This is a genomic window from Flavobacterium sp. TMP13, assembly GCF_050847115.1.
Classification (GTDB): Bacteria; Bacteroidota; Bacteroidia; order Flavobacteriales; family Flavobacteriaceae; genus Flavobacterium.
On sequence record NZ_CP193656.1, the window covers coordinates 1,677,801 to 1,694,663 of the forward strand.

13 protein-coding genes are annotated in these 16,863 nt (G+C 35.3%); all 13 read left to right on the forward strand.

Annotated features, from left to right (window positions below):
- Positions 1-3 precede the first annotated feature (3 nt).
- The 13 genes from recR (at position 4) to gmd (ending at position 16,686) form a co-directional block, all read left to right on the forward strand.
- Positions 4-624, forward strand: coding sequence for a recombination mediator RecR (gene recR, locus ACRASX_RS07340; protein WP_432222914.1), 621 nt, complete (start codon positions 4-6; stop codon positions 622-624).
- 72 nt (positions 625-696) lie between these two features.
- Positions 697-1,494: a polysaccharide biosynthesis/export family protein gene (locus ACRASX_RS07345; protein ID WP_432222915.1), complete on the forward strand. Its 798-nt coding sequence runs from the start codon at positions 697-699 to the stop codon at positions 1,492-1,494.
- Positions 1,495-1,504: 10 nt separating this feature from the next.
- On the forward strand, positions 1,505-3,958 hold the full coding sequence (locus tag ACRASX_RS07350; RefSeq protein ID WP_432222916.1) for a GumC family protein: 2,454 nt from the start codon (positions 1,505-1,507) through the stop codon (positions 3,956-3,958).
- 4 nt (positions 3,959-3,962) lie between these two features.
- Entirely contained in the window at positions 3,963-4,946 is a 984-nt protein-coding gene (locus ACRASX_RS07355) for an SDR family oxidoreductase (RefSeq protein WP_432222917.1), read from the forward strand.
- Between the two features lie 48 nt (positions 4,947-4,994).
- Positions 4,995-6,389 carry a UDP-glucose 6-dehydrogenase gene (locus tag ACRASX_RS07360; protein ID WP_432222918.1) on the forward strand — a complete coding sequence of 465 codons (1,395 nt, stop codon included), beginning with the start codon at positions 4,995-4,997 and terminating at the stop codon, positions 6,387-6,389.
- 184 nt (positions 6,390-6,573) lie between these two features.
- Complete coding sequence (locus ACRASX_RS07365) at positions 6,574-7,038, forward strand: UpxY family transcription antiterminator (RefSeq protein WP_066313300.1); 465 nt, start codon at positions 6,574-6,576, stop codon at positions 7,036-7,038.
- Between the two features lie 272 nt (positions 7,039-7,310).
- Positions 7,311-8,594: a nucleotide sugar dehydrogenase gene (locus tag ACRASX_RS07370; RefSeq protein WP_432222919.1), complete on the forward strand. Its 1,284-nt coding sequence runs from the start codon at positions 7,311-7,313 to the stop codon at positions 8,592-8,594.
- A gap of 16 nt (positions 8,595-8,610) precedes the next feature.
- Positions 8,611-9,609, forward strand: a complete 999-nt coding sequence (locus ACRASX_RS07375) for a mannose-1-phosphate guanylyltransferase (RefSeq protein WP_432222920.1) — start codon at positions 8,611-8,613, stop codon at positions 9,607-9,609.
- Complete coding sequence (gene rfbB / locus ACRASX_RS07380; RefSeq protein WP_432222921.1) at positions 9,610-10,659, forward strand: dTDP-glucose 4,6-dehydratase; 1,050 nt, start codon at positions 9,610-9,612, stop codon at positions 10,657-10,659.
- Between the two features lie 69 nt (positions 10,660-10,728).
- On the forward strand, positions 10,729-13,146 hold the full coding sequence (locus tag ACRASX_RS07385; protein WP_432222922.1) for an SLBB domain-containing protein: 2,418 nt from the start codon (positions 10,729-10,731) through the stop codon (positions 13,144-13,146).
- 147 nt (positions 13,147-13,293) lie between these two features.
- Entirely contained in the window at positions 13,294-14,352 is a 1,059-nt protein-coding gene (locus tag ACRASX_RS07390) for a Wzz/FepE/Etk N-terminal domain-containing protein (protein ID WP_432222923.1), read from the forward strand.
- 239 nt (positions 14,353-14,591) lie between these two features.
- Positions 14,592-15,542, forward strand: a complete 951-nt coding sequence (locus ACRASX_RS07395) for a GDP-L-fucose synthase family protein (RefSeq protein WP_432222924.1) — start codon at positions 14,592-14,594, stop codon at positions 15,540-15,542.
- Between the two features lie 70 nt (positions 15,543-15,612).
- Positions 15,613-16,686, forward strand: coding sequence for a GDP-mannose 4,6-dehydratase (gmd, locus tag ACRASX_RS07400; RefSeq protein WP_432222925.1), 1,074 nt, complete (start codon positions 15,613-15,615; stop codon positions 16,684-16,686).
- Positions 16,687-16,863 lie beyond the last annotated feature (177 nt).

Below are 16,863 nucleotides of genomic sequence, written 5' to 3' on the forward strand. Positions count from 1 at the left end.
AGTATGGAATTCTCATCAAAATTAATTGAAAAAGCCGTAAATGAAATGTCACAATTGCCAGGCATTGGCAAGCGTACGGCATTGCGTTTGGTTTTGCATTTGTTGAAACAGCCTAAAGAACAAACTGCCTTTTTAGCCGAAGCGTTAAATACGATGCGAAACGATATTCGTTTTTGTGAATCCTGTCATAATATTTCAGATACCGATTTGTGTGAAATATGTGCTAATACTTCCCGAAATCACCAAACTATTTGTGTAGTCGAAGACATTCGTGACGTTATGGCTATTGAAAACACTGGTCAATACAAAGGCATATATCATGTGCTTGGCGGTAAAATATCTCCTATTGAAGGAGTTGGCCCCAGTCAATTACACATTGGTTCCTTGGTTGATAAAGTAAAGTCAGGAAAAGTGGTCGAAATAATTTTTGCCTTGAGTTCGACTATGGAAGGAGATACGACTAATTTTTACATCTACAAGCAAATCGCCGAGATTTCCATTATTATTTCGACTATTGCCAGAGGTATTGCAGTTGGTGATGAACTAGAGTATGCAGACGAAGTTACCTTGGGTCGCAGTATTTTGCATCGTGTGCCTTTTGAGAAAAGTTTTAAAAGTAATTAATTTAGTCTTTTAAAATTCGATAGTATTCAAATAAAAAACGAAATCCTATATTTGCGTTTCAAAACTTAAAAAATGACTAAAAACAGTCTTTGTCTCTTGCTTTTATTGAGCGTCTTTGTAACGTCATGCATCCCGTTAAATGATCTTGTGTATCTGCAAGATAAAGATAAAAACGGAATTGAAAGAGCAGTTTCCGCGGTAGAATCTAAACCGTACCGCTTGCAAACTAATGATGTTATCAGTATCAACATAAAAGCGATTGATCCAAAGCTGGTGTCTATTTTTAATACTACAAATAGTGAAAGTGGATCCGCACAAGGTCGTTCAGAAACCGCTTTGTATTTTGATGGATTTACAGTTGACGATCATGGAAATATTCGTATTCCAGTTTTAGGTGAAATAAATGTTCTCGGATTTACATTAGAAGAGGTTCGCTTAAAAATTGAGAATACTCTTTTAGATACTTATTTTAAAGCAGAAGCCAATATATTTGTTACGGTAAAATTAGCAGGATTTCGCTATACGATTAATGGCGAAGTAGGTAGTACCGGAACTAAAGTTTTATATAAGGATAATGTAAATGTTCTGGAAGCTATTGCTAATGCTGGAGATATTACAATAACAGGGAATCGAAAAGCAGTAACAATTATTAGGCAGTTACCAACCGGTATAGAAATGCGTACTATTGATTTAACGGATATTAATGTGATTCATTCGCCGTATTATCATTTACAACCGAACGATTACATTTACGTTAAACCATTAAAACAAAAAACTTGGGGAACTGGTAGAACCGGTATAGAGTCAATAGGTACAATAATTACTATTTTATCTCTGGCTACGACAACGTATGTTCTCTTAAAAATATAAATCAAAACGAATGTTAGATATAAAAGATTTTTCAATTTTTGACAATCAGCCTAGTTTTGATTTTAAAGGCCTACTTCTTAAAATTTTAGGATACTGGAAGTGGTTTGTAATTTGTATTGCCCTTGGACTTATTATTGCGTATCAAATCAATATTCGTAAGGAGAAGATTTATGCCATGCAAACCATGATTTCGATTAAAGAAGAAAGTAATCCATTTTTTACTTCTAATACAAGTTTAGTTTTTAATTGGGGCGGAACTTCAGATCAAGTGAGTAGTACTTCTACTATTTTACAATCGAGATCTCATAATGAGCTAGTTGTAGATAAATTGCAGTTTTACATTGACTATCTTTCTCAAGGAAAATATAAGATGGTTGATGCTTATGGATCAGTTCCGTTTTCTATTTCGATAGATAAAAGCAAAGGACAACTCGTCAATCAAGTGATCGGAATTAAATTTATAAATGCGTCTGAATATGAAATTCGAATTCCGTTTGAAGGCAATTCTGTTTCGCTAGTTCATTATACTGATAATTCGTATAGTAATACCGCAGTTGCAGTCGGTGATTTTGTTAAGAGATACAAAGTAGGTGAACGCGTTTCCCTGCCATTTTTAGATTGGAAATTACAAATCAATGATAAGCCTGGTTTTTATACAGGCAATGAATATTATGTGCGTTTAAATGATTTTGACGGCACGGTTTCTCGTTATCGAAACATTAATGTAAATGTTGATGCAAAGGCTGGTTCTATTTTGACATTGAGCCTTCAGGGAACGAATAAAGCGCGAATGGTGGAATATTTGAATGCCACTGTAAAAATGTTGATTAAAAATCAGTTGGATTCTAAAAACCAATTCGCAACCAATACGATTAGCTTTATTGATAGCACCTTAGTGGCTATGGAAAAGCAGCTAAAAACTACAGGCAACGAATTAAAAGCATTCCGAAAGGATAAAAATATTTTCGACATCGAAGAAGGAGGCGCTAAATTCTCTGATAAGATGTTGGATTTTGATGTAGAACGAGATCAGATTACTCGAAAGGTTGCCTATTACAACTCCCTTAAATCGTATTTAAAAAACAGTGTTGATTATTCTAAGTTGCCGGCTCCGTCAGTGGCTGGAATTGAAGACCCTAATATTGCTGCCAATGTTTCTAAATTAATTGCGCTTTCAACGCAGCGTTCAGAAATGGCTTACGCCGTAAAGAGTGATAAGATATTTAAAGATTTTGACAATCAAATGGCGGCGGTCAAAAATGTACTTTTAGAAAATATTAATTCTGCAAAAGGCTCGTTACAATATGACTTGGCGTTAATCAATGGTAAAATTGGTCAAGCGGAGAGTACTATAAAAAGACTGCCAGATGAACAACAAGAACTGCTAAAAATTAAAAGGAAATACGATTTAAGCGATAATATCTATAATACTTTTTTGCAAAAAAGGAGTGAGGCTGATATCGTTAAAGCGGCGAATCTTTCTGATATTCACTTTATAGATCCTGCAAAAGATATTGGCGGAGGTCTGATTGGTCCAAAAACATCTGTAAATTATGTGTTGGCTATTTTCTTAGGAATTTTGATTCCTTTACTTTTTGTGTTTATTATATTTTTTATTAATAATTCTATTCAGAACACCGAAGACATAAATAAATTAACTCAAATCCCATTAATTGGTGTCATTGGCTTAAATGAAGAAAAAACAACATTAGCTGTTTTTGAAAAGCCGAAATCGGCGATGTCTGAATCATTTCGTGCGATACGTTCGTCGCTGCAATTTTTATATAAAAAGAAGCAGTTGGATGGTGCGAAGACGTTAATGATAACGTCGTCTGTGAGTGGAGAAGGTAAAACATTTTGTTCTATTAATATAGCAACTGTTTTCGCGTTGAGCGAAAAGAAAACGGTTATATTAGGTCTAGACTTAAGAAAACCAAGACTTGCGGAAGAGTTTGGAATAGAAAATAAAGATGGTATTGTTAATTATTTAATTAAGCAAAAGTCACTTCAAGAAATAACTAACAAAACCGTTATTCCGCATTTAGATGTTATCTTATCTGGCCCTGTTCCTCCAAATCCTTCAGAACTCATTATTAGTGAAGGAATGAATGAGTTAATGGAAGAGTTGAAAAAAAAGTACGATTATATTATTTTAGATACGCCACCTGTTGGTTTAGTTTCAGATTCTTTAGAATTAGTGCAATTTGCAGATACAACTATTTATGTGGTGAGACAGAATTATACTAAAAAGGATATGATTATGTTATTAAATACTAGAATACGACGCGGTGAACTTGAAAATGTTAGTATACTACTAAATGGGTTTGAGAACAAAGCAAAATATGGTTCAGCATATGGTTCGGCATATGGATACGGTTACGGTACTTATGGTTATTCATATAACGATAATCAAGAAGTCAAAAGTACCATTACCGACCGTTTAAAAAAAATATTTAAAAAGTAGAGAAATGCAAGATCAAACAAGTTTTACCGTATTAATAACTGGTGGCGCCGGATTTATAGGTTCTAATCTATGTGAATATTTTTTAAATTTGGGTAACAAAGTAATTTGTCTCGATAATTTTTCTACTGGCCATCGACACAATATCGTTGCTTTTTTAGACAATAAAAATTTTACATTAATTGAAGGTGATATTCGAAATCTTGAAGACTGTAATACAGCAGTAAAGGGAGTCGATTATGTTTTGCATGAAGCTGCGTTGGGTTCAGTTCCGCGCTCGATTAATGATCCAATTACAACTAATGATGTTAATGTTTCCGGTTTTTTGAATATGCTAGTTGCATCAAGAGATGCGAAAGTGAAGCGATTTATATACGCTGCAAGTTCTTCGACTTATGGAGATTCAAAAGAATTGCCTAAAGTAGAAGACGTGATAGGAAAGCCACTTTCTCCGTATGCAATTACAAAGTACGTCAATGAATTATACGCTGATATCTTCAGTAAAACTTACGGATTGGAAACCATTGGATTGCGTTATTTTAATGTATTTGGTAGAAGACAAGATCCTGAGGGTGCTTATGCCGCGGTTATTCCTAAATTTGTCAAACAATTAATGAATTTGGAAAGTCCTTTAATTAATGGTGATGGAAATTACTCTCGTGATTTTACTTACATTGACAATGTGATTCAGATGAATGCGTTGGCAATTAAGGTGACTGATTCAGAAGTTATAAATACTGTTTACAATACGGCTTACGGAGAACGCAATACGCTTAATGATTTGGTTCGCACCTTAAAACAAATTTTATCAGCATACGATTCGAAAATTGCTGCTGTTGAAATTTTGTATCAGTCGAACCGAGCAGGAGATATACCTCACAGCTTAGCAAGCATCGACAAAGCGAAAAATAATTTAGGATATGATCCAAAATTTTCATTAGAACAAGGCTTGCAAGAAGCCATTCAGTGGTACTGGGAAAATTTAAAATAACGATCCTACTGATAAAAGTAGAAAAGAATTGCATTTAAATTGATATAGATGAATATTAAAAAAATATGCTGTATTGGAGCAGGTTACGTAGGAGGGCCAACCATGACAGTCATTGCTCAAAAATGCCCGCACATTGAAGTTACTGTTGTTGATTTGAATGCGGAGCGTATTTTAGCATGGAATGATGAAAATGTGGAAAATATTCCAATTTACGAACCGGGATTGTCTTCGATTGTAGCAGAAGCTAGAGGGCGCAACTTATTCTTTTCTACTGATGTTGAGAAGGCAATTGATGAAGCAGATATTATTTTTATTTCGGTAAATACGCCTACAAAAACGTACGGAAAAGGAAAAAATATGGCAGCTGATTTAAAATACATTGAATTGTGTGCCCGACAGATTGCTAAGGTAGCTAAAAGTGATAAAATTGTTGTAGAAAAATCTACTTTGCCTGTGCGAACTGCAGAAGCTATAAAAAGTATTTTAGATCATACTGGAAATGGCGTACAATTTCAAATCTTGTCCAATCCAGAATTTTTAGCGGAAGGAACTGCAGTGGAAGATTTGCTGCATCCAGATCGTATTTTAATTGGAGGCGATAGGACGCCAGAAGGTCAAGAGGCCATTGCAGCTTTGGTGGCTGTTTATGCGAATTGGGTAGATCGTGACAAGATTTTAACCACGAATGTATGGTCTTCGGAATTGTCAAAGCTAACCGCTAATGCTTTTTTAGCGCAACGCATTTCATCTATAAATGCTATGTCAGAACTGTGTGAAAAAACAGGTGCTGATGTCAACGAAGTTGCGAGAGCGATTGGAATGGATAGTCGAATTGGAAACAAGTTTTTGAAAGCTTCTGTTGGCTTTGGAGGCTCCTGCTTTCAAAAAGATATTTTAAATCTAGTGTATATAGCCAAATCCTATGGCTTGCATGAAGTCGCTGATTATTGGGAGCAGGTTATCATTATGAATGATCATCAAAAAAGACGCTTTTCAAATAAAATTGTTCAAACACTGTATAACACGGTTGCTGATAAAAAAATTGCTTTTTTAGGGTGGGCATTTAAGAAAGATACGAATGATACGAGAGAATCGGCGGCAATTTACGTAGCCGATGCTCTAATCAATGAGCAGGCAAAAATTGCGGTTTTTGATCCGAAAGTCTCTGAAAGTAAAGTGCTAAGTGACTTGAATTACTTACAATCACGTAGTTCAGATGAAAATAAGGATGCGATTAGTTCTTTAGATTCAGCTTACAGTGCATGTAAAAATGCGCATGCGGTTGCTGTACTGACAGAATGGGACGAGTTTAAAGAATATGATTGGACAAAAATATATGAGAGTATGCAAAAACCAGCTTTTATTTTTGATGGTCGTAATATTTTAGATAAACAAATTCTAGAAAAAATTGGTTTCGTATACTGTGGAATTGGAGTTTTGTAATGCAACCTCTCGACTGTTTTCTCTGTGACACTGTCGTTTATGGTGCATCTCGACTGCGCTCGATGTGACACTTTGGTATATGTGGTGTGCCTCGATTGCTTTCAATGTGATAGTTTGGTTTGTCTGGTCGAGCGCAGTCGAGGCCTTTTTAGAATTAAGTAAATGCCTTAAAAATATATAGTAAATGAATTGGTATGTAGTTTATACAAAGCCGAAGTGGGAAAAGAAGGTGGCAGAACAACTCAATCAATTAGGTGTAACCTGCTATTGTCCGTTACTTACACAAGTCAGGCAATGGGCTGACAGAAAGAAAAAAGTAGTTGTTCCGTTATTTAATTCGTATGTCTTTGTGCAACTGGAAGAAGCGCAACGGAATGCTGTTTTTGGAGCTTCGGGTGTTGTGCGCTATTTATTTTGGTTGGGCAAGCCCGCTATTGTTAAAGATGAAGAAATAGCTATTATTAAAAAAAGTTTGGAATCGACTGTTATTTCGGAAATACTGGTAGAATCTTATAAAAAAGGAGATCGAATAACCGTTGAAGCAGGCGTTTTTAAAAATCAAGTTGGCGTTGTTCAAGAAGTTTCGAATACGGAGTGTGTTTTGATTTTGGAATCATTGGGTTGTGTATTGCGCATTAAATACAAGTAATATCTTATACTATCGCTCGAATTTTAATTGAATTTTACTCACTAAATCTAGTGATATTTTAGTATAGTGGTGTTGTTCTGATCGCTGATCGTTAGAAAGTTGAGAATTTAAGTACATTTATTTATAAGTAACGGGTCATTCCTGTTCGTTTTCCTGTTGAATTTACGGACTTAATATGTTATATTTGCGGAAATTTAGTTTTCGAAACTCTCGTTATTTATGTGACTGAGGGTAGCGAAGCTGTGCAAAAAATCATTTGATTTTATACTAAAATGCTTAAAAAAAAGAAAATAGCTGTAATTGGTTTAGGTTATGTAGGTTTGCCCCTGGCTCGTCTATTTGCTACTCAATACGCTGTTGTTGGTTTTGATATCAATCAAGAACGAATTAAAGAATTGGAATCCGGTTTCGATGCTACTTTGGAAGTGGAAAATAGTGCATTACAATCGGTTTTAAAAATTGAGAATTCATTAGCGAATGGCTTGTTTTGTAGTTCAGCTGTCAATGAAATTCAAGATTGTTCAGTTTACATTGTTACTGTTCCAACTCCTGTAGATAAAAACAACAGACCCGATCTAACTCCGCTGTATAAAGCCAGTGAAACTGTTGGGGCTGTTTTGAAAAAAGGAGATATTGTCGTTTATGAATCGACCGTATATCCTGGCGTTACTGAAGACGAATGTGTTCCGGTTTTGGAGCGGGTTTCTACACTCCAATTTAACGTTGATTTTTTTGCGGGTTATTCACCTGAACGTATCAATCCGGGAGACAAAGAGCATACTGTTGATAAGATATTAAAAGTAACATCGGGTTCGACACCTGAAATAGGGGAAGAAGTGGATGCCTTGTACCGTTCTGTAATTACAGCGGGGACCCATTTGGCTCCAACGATTAAAGTAGCTGAGGCTGCCAAAGTTATAGAAAACTCACAACGTGACATCAATATTGCTTTTGTAAATGAGTTAGCAAAAATATTCAATTTAATGGATATTGATACGCAAGCTGTATTGGAAGCAGCTGGTACAAAATGGAACTTTTTACCTTTTAAGCCCGGTTTAGTTGGTGGTCATTGTATTGGTGTTGATCCTTATTATCTTGCGCAACGCGCACAAGAATTTGGGTACCATCCTGAAATAATATTGGCAGGAAGACGTTTAAATGATAGCATGGGACAGTATGTGGCTTCTAGCGTAGTGAAATTGATGATTAAAAAAGGCATTAACGTTACTCATTCTAAGTTGTTGCTAATGGGAATAACATTTAAGGAAAATTGTCCGGATGTTCGCAACACTAAAATTGTAGATGTTGTTCGCGCTTTCGAAGAATATGGTATCGCAGTCACCGTTTTTGATCCTGTTGCAAATCCTGCTCAAGTGGAGAAAGAATACGGAATTTCAATTTGTACTGAAAAACCTTCTTCAAAATTTGAAGCTATTGTTTTAGGAGTAGCTCATAACGAATTCTTGCAGATGGACTTAAGTTTGTTCCGTAGCTCAAAAAGTATTTTGTATGACGTGAAAGGGGTTTTAGGTCAAAATGTCGATGGTCGATTATAAACTTATAAAGTAAAAGATGAGTTCAATTGTACATGTTTTATTAACAGGCGGGATTGGTAGTCGTTTGTGGCCACTGTCTCGCAAAAGTCAGCCTAAGCAGTATTTAGAATTGTTTAATGGCGAGTCTTTATTCGAAAAAACAATTATTCGCAATCGAAATTTTGCAGATCGGTTGTTGGTAGTAGGAAATGTAGATAACTGTCATTTGAGTCAGAAAATCTTGCTGAAGAAAGACATCTCCTATGTCGATATTGTTGAATCAACTCCTAGAAATACAGCAGCAGCAATCGCTTTTGCCGCCTTTGCAGTTGATCCAGAAGATGTGTTATTAGTAACTCCTAGTGATCATATTATTGAAAATGAAGAAGCGTACGAAGTCGCATTGAAAGAAGCCATTGGTAAGGCAGAGGAAGGCTATCTCGTTACTTTCGGTGTGCAACCGACCAAGCCGGAGACTGGCTATGGCTACATCGAATTTAAAAATGACACGGTACTTTCTTTTCGTGAAAAGCCGAATGCAGTTACTGCTAAGCAGTTTATCGCTACAGGTAATTTTTTATGGAATAGTGGAATGTTTTGCTTTAAAGCGGGTGTTTTTTTAGAAGAACTTCATAAATATCAACCTGAAGTATTTGAAAAAGCACGAGCAACTTGGGATTCTAATATCCAAGGAAAATTAGATCTGGAGTTGTCCTCGGTGATTCCCTCTATTAGCGTAGATTATGCGGTTATGGAGCGCAGTAAAAAAATCAAGGTAGTTCCGGCTGCTTTTGAATGGTCGGATTTGGGTTCGTTTGAGTCGGTTTATGATTACCTATTAAGTACCGGAGAGATCGTCGATGCTAATGGCAATATGACTATTGGCTGCGAACTGCCCACTCATTTTTTAGGACTCAAAAATGTTATCTTTGTGCACACTCCGACAGCTAATTTAATACTACAAAAAGAGCATTCTCAGGATGTTAAAGATATTTACAATCAATTGGAAAAAGAGGAATCAAAATTATTAGACTAAATGAAAAAGATATTAATTACTGGTGGAGCGGGTTTTATTGGATCTCATGTGGTGAGACGATTTGTTACTAAATATCCAAACTATCAAATTTATAATTTAGATGCGTTAACGTACGCGGGTAATTTAGAAAATATAAAGGATATTGAAGCTGCCCCTAATTATACTTTTGTAAAGGGTGATATCGTCGATGCCGATTTTATCAATTCTCTATTTGCTATTCATAATTTTGATGGAGTTTTACATTTGGCTGCTGAATCTCATGTCGATCGTTCGATTAGTGATCCACTAGCATTTGTGCGTACTAATGTTATTGGTACCATGAATTTACTTAATGCGGCTAAGAATCAATGGAAAAATGATTTTACGGATAAGCTCTTTTATCACATTAGTACGGATGAGGTTTATGGTTCCTTAGGAGCAGAAGGTTTGTTTACAGAAACAACGGCTTACGATCCAAATTCTCCTTACTCAGCTTCCAAGGCTAGTTCAGACCATTTTGTTCGTGCCTACGGTGAAACCTACGGCTTGCCTTATGTACTTACAAATTGCTCTAATAATTATGGCTCTTATCATTTTCCAGAGAAATTAATTCCTCTTTTTATTAATAATATTATTCATAATAGGCCTCTTCCAGTATATGGCGATGGAAATTATACCCGTGATTGGCTTTTTGTTGAAGATCATGCTGTGGCTATTGATTTGGTTTTTCACGAAGGTAAGAATCACGAGACCTATAATATTGGTGGTTTCAACGAATGGAAGAACATCGACTTAGTAAAGTTGCTGTGTCAGCTTATGGATCAGAAGTTAGGGAGAACGGAAGGGACCTGTGCAAAATTGATTACGTATGTAAAAGACCGTCCGGGGCATGATTTGCGCTATGCAATCGATGCTTCTAAAATTAATACAGAATTGGGTTGGAAGCCGTCTGTCACATTTGAAGAAGGACTGGAGCGTACCATTAGTTGGTATTTAGATAATACCGAATGGTTGGATAATATTACATCTGGCGCTTATCAGTCGTATTATAAAGATCAATATTCCGTTTAATACTACAGTTACTGTTGGTAAATAGTACGCTAGCAATTCTTTTGCTTTTACGTTTTAAGGTTTAGTTTTATGAAAAAAATAGTTTGGTTTTTTGTTTTTTCCGTTTCTTTTTTAGTGTCATCTGCGGCTTTTGCGCAGGACATTTTAAAAGGAAAAGATTTGAGTACGGTTCAAGTTGATTATATGTCTGACGCTGATGTACTAAAGGTTAAAAGTCAGTTAGACGCTAATAAGATGAGTATTGAGCAAGCTGAAGGTCTCGTGATTGGAAAAGGAATGCCTCCGAGTGAATTTGCTAAGTTGAAACAACGAGTGAAGCAGTTGGAGACGAAGAATGCCGCGGTGCCAACTCTTCAAACAGCAAACAAGAAGAACGATTTTGGGCGTGAACAAGAAAAAATAAATAACAATAAAGTTAAAGATTCTACGAATGCGTTAGTATTTGGATCGGAATTGTTTGATACGCCTACTTTGAATTTTGAGCCCGATTTAAAACTGGCTACTCCAGTAAATTATGTTTTGGGGCCAGGGGACGAGTTGCAAATTAGTGTGTATGGCGTTCAACAATTTAGTGAAAGTACTACTGTAAGTCTAGAAGGAAAAGTTAGTATTCAGTACGTAGGAGAATTGGCTGTATCCGGAATGACTATTGAAGCCGCGACTCAAAAAATAAAAAATTCAATCGCCCGTGTTTACAGTACGGTTGGTTCGGGTCAATCACAAGTTAGTGTCACTTTAAGCGGTATACGAACGATACGCGTTACTTTAATTGGTAGCAGACAGCCGGGTAATTATTCGGTTTCGTCCTTGGCTACCGTGTATAATGCGTTGTTTTTAGGTGGTGGGCCAAGCAAAAATGGAAGCTATCGAAATATTGAATTGATTCGAAATAACAAAGTGTATAAAAACATCGATATTTATCGTTTTTTGACGAAAGGAGATCAGTCTGATAATGTTAGTCTAAAAGATAATGATGTCATTCGAATCCCGAGTTACAGTGCGCGTGTTACTGTAGAAGGGGAAGTGAAGCGAGCAGGTATTTTTGAAATGAAAAAAGGCGAAACTTTTTCGGATTTGTTACTATTTGCGTCTGGTTTTACGGACTTGGCTTATACTGCTTCTGTCAATGTATTGCAGAAGACCGGTAAAGAGTTTAAAGTACAAGATATTAAAGCTACTGAATTTGGTGTTTATCAGCCACAGTCTGGTGATGTGTTTCGCGTTTCTAAGATTTTAAATCGTTTTGAAAATCGAATTACTATAGAAGGTGCTGTTTTTAGACCTAACATTTATTCCTTTTATGAGGGCATGCGTATTTCTGATTTAATTAAGCAAGCAGAGGGATTGAAAGAAGATGCTTACAGTAAGCGAGTTCGTATTATTCGATTGAAATCGGATTTGACTACTGAAATCATCAATGCCAATTTGGAGAAAGCTTTGTCGGGAGATTTGGTTTCCGATATTGCTTTGCAAAGAGAAGATATTGTGACGGTATATTCGGTTTTAGATTTTAGAGAGGAATATGAAGTCACTATTGACGGAGAAGTTAAAAATCCAGGTACGTATCCCTATTTCGAAAATTTAACCCTCAATGATTTAGTTGCGCAAGTGGGCGGATTTACTGGAACTGCATCCAAAAGAGTAGAGGTTGCACGTCTAGTAAAGTCAGAAGTGGTTGATGGTAGTACGAAACGCATCGAACTCATTAATTTGGAAATTTCAGCTCAAAATAATGAACAATTAAAAAACTTTGTTTTAGAACCGTTCGATGTTATTAACATTCGACGAATCGTTACGTACGAACGGCCAGAATTAGTTGTTGTTTCTGGTGCTGTTTTATATCCAGGAAAATATGCTTTAGCAACAAAAAAAGAAACCGTTTACAGTGTGATTCAAAGAGCGGGTGGTTTGAACGCTGTTGCAAATGCTGAAGGAATGAAAATTCATAGACCGATTAAGCAAGATCAAATCGATCAATTGGAAAGTATCGATTTAAGGTTAGATTCAAAAGATTCGACCACTACTAAATTGTCTAAAAAATTAAAAGAAGAATTGAAATTTGCTACTATTCCTGTCAATTGGGATAAAATTGCTAAAGATCAATCTCATTATTCGAATGTTACGTTGTTTCCGGGCGATGAAATAATTATTGCAGAGATGAATGAAGGAGTTAAAGTTACTGGTAATGTTTTATTGACTTCGGAAATTCCTTATCGTAAAGGCAAGGGTTTTCGATATTATCTGGATGCTGTTGGTGGTGAAAATGCGAAAGGTTGGAAAAAGAAAGCTTATATCATTTATCCGAATGGCAAAGCTGATGTTACGAGTTCCTTTTTATTTTTCAGAAATTATCCCAAAGTGGAACCCGATTCTCAAATCGTTGTTCCTGAAAAACCAGAAACTACCAAAATGAGCACTGGGGAATGGGTCAGTATTGGTAGTGTGATCACTAGCTTGGCTTTGTTGATTGTGACTGCTTTTAGATAAGTGAATAGGTGAGATATAAATAGTGAATAAAAATAGGTAATGGATATTCAGTTATGAGTATTTTTATGATGTTAAGTAAGTCAAAATTTTTTGATTTTACCAGATTTGATTTAAAATTCTAATGAAATTATGTAGCTTCGATAATATATGACTGAACAAACCCCAAACGACGAAATATCGTTAAAGGAATTAATAGAAAAAGGAAAAGAATGGTTCAACTACCTTTTATCACAATGGAAAATAATCCTATTAGCTGGAATTATTGGTGCAGCTTTGGGCTTAACCTACTCCTTTACTAAAAAACCAATTTACACAGCTTCATTATCTTTTGCCTTGGAAGACGAAAAAGGTGGAGGTGGTGGCCTTGGTAGTTTGGCAAGTTCTTTTGGATTTGATTTAGGCGGTGGCGGTGGTAGTGTTTTTACAGGGTCTAATTTAACTGAGTTGTTTAAATCCCGTTCTATGGTAGAACAGACTTTATTAACTCCTGTAGTCTATAAAGACAAGCGCATCTCATTGGCCGAAATGTACATCCAAGAAAATAAATGGCGAGAAAGCTGGGCATCTAGACCCCAACTAAAATCAATACAATTTTTACCAGAGACCAAACGCAAGTCTTTTACAAGAATACATGACAGTATCTTAGGTGTGATTTATAATGATCTATCTAAAACAGGATTGTCTGTAGGGCAAAAGGATAAAAAAATCGCAATTACTACGATAGATGTAAATTCTACAAATGAACTGTTCGCTAAATATTTCACGGAGGCTTTGGTCAAAAACGTATCTGATTTTTATATCGATACAAAAAGCAAAAAGGCACGAGAAAATATGGCAATCCTACAAAGACAAACGGATTCGGTTCGAGGGGAACTTAATGGAGCTATAACTGGTGTAGCAGTGGCAAATGATAACACTTTTATGCTAAATCCGGCACTTAACGTACGTCGTACACCTTCTGCAAGGAGGCAAGTTGATGTGCAGGCAAATACAGCTATTTTAACGGAATTAGTAAAGCAAAACGAAATGGCTAAAGTAGCTCTACGAAAAGAGACTCCATTAATTCAGATTATAGATCAGCCTATTCTGCCTTTGAAAAAAGAAAAATTTGGAAAAGCAAAGGGGATTGTTATTGGAGGTGTTTTGGCTGGGTTTTTAGTAGTGATATGTTTGGTCAGTAGAAGAATTTTAAAACAATTGCTGTAAAAATGTAATAGAATATTATTCTAGTTGAAATGTTTCTAGTGCGTGTTATTTTTTAAATAATGCGCATATAAAAGAAGACAAATTACCTGTGATTATCATCTTGTCGCATTGCTAGCATATTCTACGATTAAATCGTTATACATTTTCGGAAATTTCATAAATTAAGATTAACTTAAAAATTATTTTCCTTCAAGCTACATATTCAACAATAAGCAGAAACAGTATTATTTATATTACTAATGAAAACAGAATCAAAAATTTATATCGCAGGTCACAAGGGAATGGTTGGGCGCTCTATTTGGAGAGTATTAGAAAGTAAAGGCTATACAAATTTAGTTGGGGCGTCTAGCGGCGAATTAGATCTCAGAAACCAACAGGCAGTTCGAGATTTTTTTGCCAATGAAAAGCCGCAGGTTGTTATTGATGCAGCCGCTAAAGTAGGAGGGATTTTAGCGAATAATAATTTTCCATTTCAATTCCTGATGGAGAACATGCAAATTCAAAATAACTTGATTGATACTGCATTGAAAGCTGATGTTGATAAATTTATTTTTTTAGGTAGTTCTTGTATCTATCCCAAATTTGCTCCTCAACCTATGAAAGAAGAGTATTTACTAACAGATTCTTTGGAACCAACCAATGTGTGGTATGCTGTTGCAAAAATTACTGGAGTAAAAGCCTGTGAAGCGATACGCAATCAGTTTGGAAAAGATTACGTAAGTTTAATGCCTACAAATTTGTATGGAACACATGACAATTTTGATTTAAATTCATCACATGTTTTGCCTGCCATGATCCGTAAGTTTCATGAGGCAAAAGTAAATAATAATAGTACCGTTGAGCTTTGGGGAAGTGGAACGCCAATGAGAGAATTCCTGTTTGTGGATGATATGGCAGAAGCTGTAGTTTTTGCATTGGAAAATAAATTACCTGAATATCTATATAATGTCGGTACAGGGGAGGATTTGACAATTAAGCAATTAGCAGAAACAATTCAGAAAATCATCGGACATCAAGGGAAAATTATTTGGGATAATACTAAACCAGATGGGACACCAAGAAAATTAATGGATGTTTCGAAAATGAGCCATTTAGGCTGGAAACATCAGGTGAACTTGGAGAGAGGTATTCAAAGGACTTACAATTGGTTTGTAGAAAATATCGAGAATTATAAAGAACTTAAATTGTAAACTTGTATCCATTGATTTAAGTAGTTTCATCCTTAAAGTCTTAATTTAAAAAGCATTAATAGAACATTAAATGAAAGTAGCATTAGTAACAGGAGTCACAGGTCAAGATGGGTCTTATTTGGCTGAATTATTATTAGAAAAAGGATATGAAGTACATGGGATTAAACGGCGTGCTTCCTCCTTTAATACTCAACGTATTGATCATATTTACCAAGACCAACATGAAGTACATGTGAATTTCAAATTGCATTATGGTGACTTGACTGATTCCACTAATATTATACGAATAATTCAGGAAGTACAGCCCGATGAAATTTATAATTTAGGAGCCATGTCTCACGTAAAAGTATCTTTTGATTCTCCTGAATATGTTGCCAATGTAGATGGAATAGGCACCTTAAGAATACTTGAGGCTGTCAGAATTTTAGGTTTAGAAAAGAAAACTAGAATTTATCAAGCATCAACTTCAGAGTTATATGGTGGTTTAGCAGAAAATAAAAATGAAAAAGGGTTCTATGATGAAAACTCTTCATTTTATCCACGTTCTCCTTATGGAGTTGCAAAAATATATGCCTATTGGATTACAAAAAATTACCGCGAAGCATACAATATATTTGCTTGTAATGGTATTTTATTTAACCATGAATCGCCAAGACGTGGCGAAACTTTTGTAACTCGTAAAATTACGATGGCAACTGCAGCTATTGCTAAAGGAAAACAGGACTGTTTGTATCTTGGAAACTTAAATTCACAAAGAGATTGGGGTCATGCAAAAGATTATGTTGAAGCCATGTGGAGAATTTTACAACAAGATGTAGCTGAAGATTATGTAATTGCAACTGGTGTAACAACTTATATTAGAGATTTCGTAACAATGGCTTTTGCTGAAATTGGTGTTGAACTAATTTTTGAGGGTGAAAACGAAAGTGAAATTGCTAAAATAGCAGTTTGTAATAATCCATTGTATCAATTAGAAATTGGTAAAGTTGTTGTTCGTGTAGATCCAGAATATTACCGACCTACAGAGGTTGATTTGCTAATAGGTGATCCTACCAAATCTAAAACTCAGTTGGGATGGAAACCACAATATGATTTAGCAGGATTAGTTAAAGAAATGGTTGCAAGTGATTTAAAATTATTTTAAAAACTTGATACCATTACATTAGCCTAATTTTTTGATCAAATGAATAAAAAAAATTATTGATATTTTAATTTTTAAAATATTTAATTGTTTTTAAAAATCTAACTAAAGCTAACTTCAAGTGACAAGTAACTTAAGTTATAATGACATCCGATTTATTTCATTTAAACATAATTAAAT

Excerpts from the sequence above, each read along its gene's own strand:
- ACRASX_RS07365 (WP_066313300.1), top strand. The coding sequence starts at position 6,574 with ATGAATTGGTATGTAGTTTATACAAAGCCGAAGTGGGAAAAGAAGGTG.
- ACRASX_RS07395 (WP_432222924.1), top strand. The coding sequence starts at position 14,592 with ATGAAAACAGAATCAAAAATTTATATCGCAGGTCACAAGGGAATGGTT.
- ACRASX_RS07385 (WP_432222922.1), top strand. The coding sequence starts at position 10,729 with ATGAAAAAAATAGTTTGGTTTTTTGTTTTTTCCGTTTCTTTTTTAGTG.
- ACRASX_RS07355 (WP_432222917.1), top strand. The coding sequence starts at position 3,963 with ATGCAAGATCAAACAAGTTTTACCGTATTAATAACTGGTGGCGCCGGA.
- ACRASX_RS07390 (WP_432222923.1), top strand. The coding sequence starts at position 13,294 with ATGACTGAACAAACCCCAAACGACGAAATATCGTTAAAGGAATTAATA.
- recR (WP_432222914.1), top strand. The coding sequence starts at position 4 with ATGGAATTCTCATCAAAATTAATTGAAAAAGCCGTAAATGAAATGTCA.
- ACRASX_RS07360 (WP_432222918.1), top strand. The coding sequence starts at position 4,995 with ATGAATATTAAAAAAATATGCTGTATTGGAGCAGGTTACGTAGGAGGG.
- ACRASX_RS07345 (WP_432222915.1), top strand. The coding sequence starts at position 697 with ATGACTAAAAACAGTCTTTGTCTCTTGCTTTTATTGAGCGTCTTTGTA.
- gmd (WP_432222925.1), top strand. The coding sequence starts at position 15,613 with ATGAAAGTAGCATTAGTAACAGGAGTCACAGGTCAAGATGGGTCTTAT.
- ACRASX_RS07370 (WP_432222919.1), top strand. The coding sequence starts at position 7,311 with ATGCTTAAAAAAAAGAAAATAGCTGTAATTGGTTTAGGTTATGTAGGT.
- rfbB (WP_432222921.1), top strand. The coding sequence starts at position 9,610 with ATGAAAAAGATATTAATTACTGGTGGAGCGGGTTTTATTGGATCTCAT.
- ACRASX_RS07350 (WP_432222916.1), top strand. The coding sequence starts at position 1,505 with ATGTTAGATATAAAAGATTTTTCAATTTTTGACAATCAGCCTAGTTTT.
- ACRASX_RS07375 (WP_432222920.1), top strand. The coding sequence starts at position 8,611 with ATGAGTTCAATTGTACATGTTTTATTAACAGGCGGGATTGGTAGTCGT.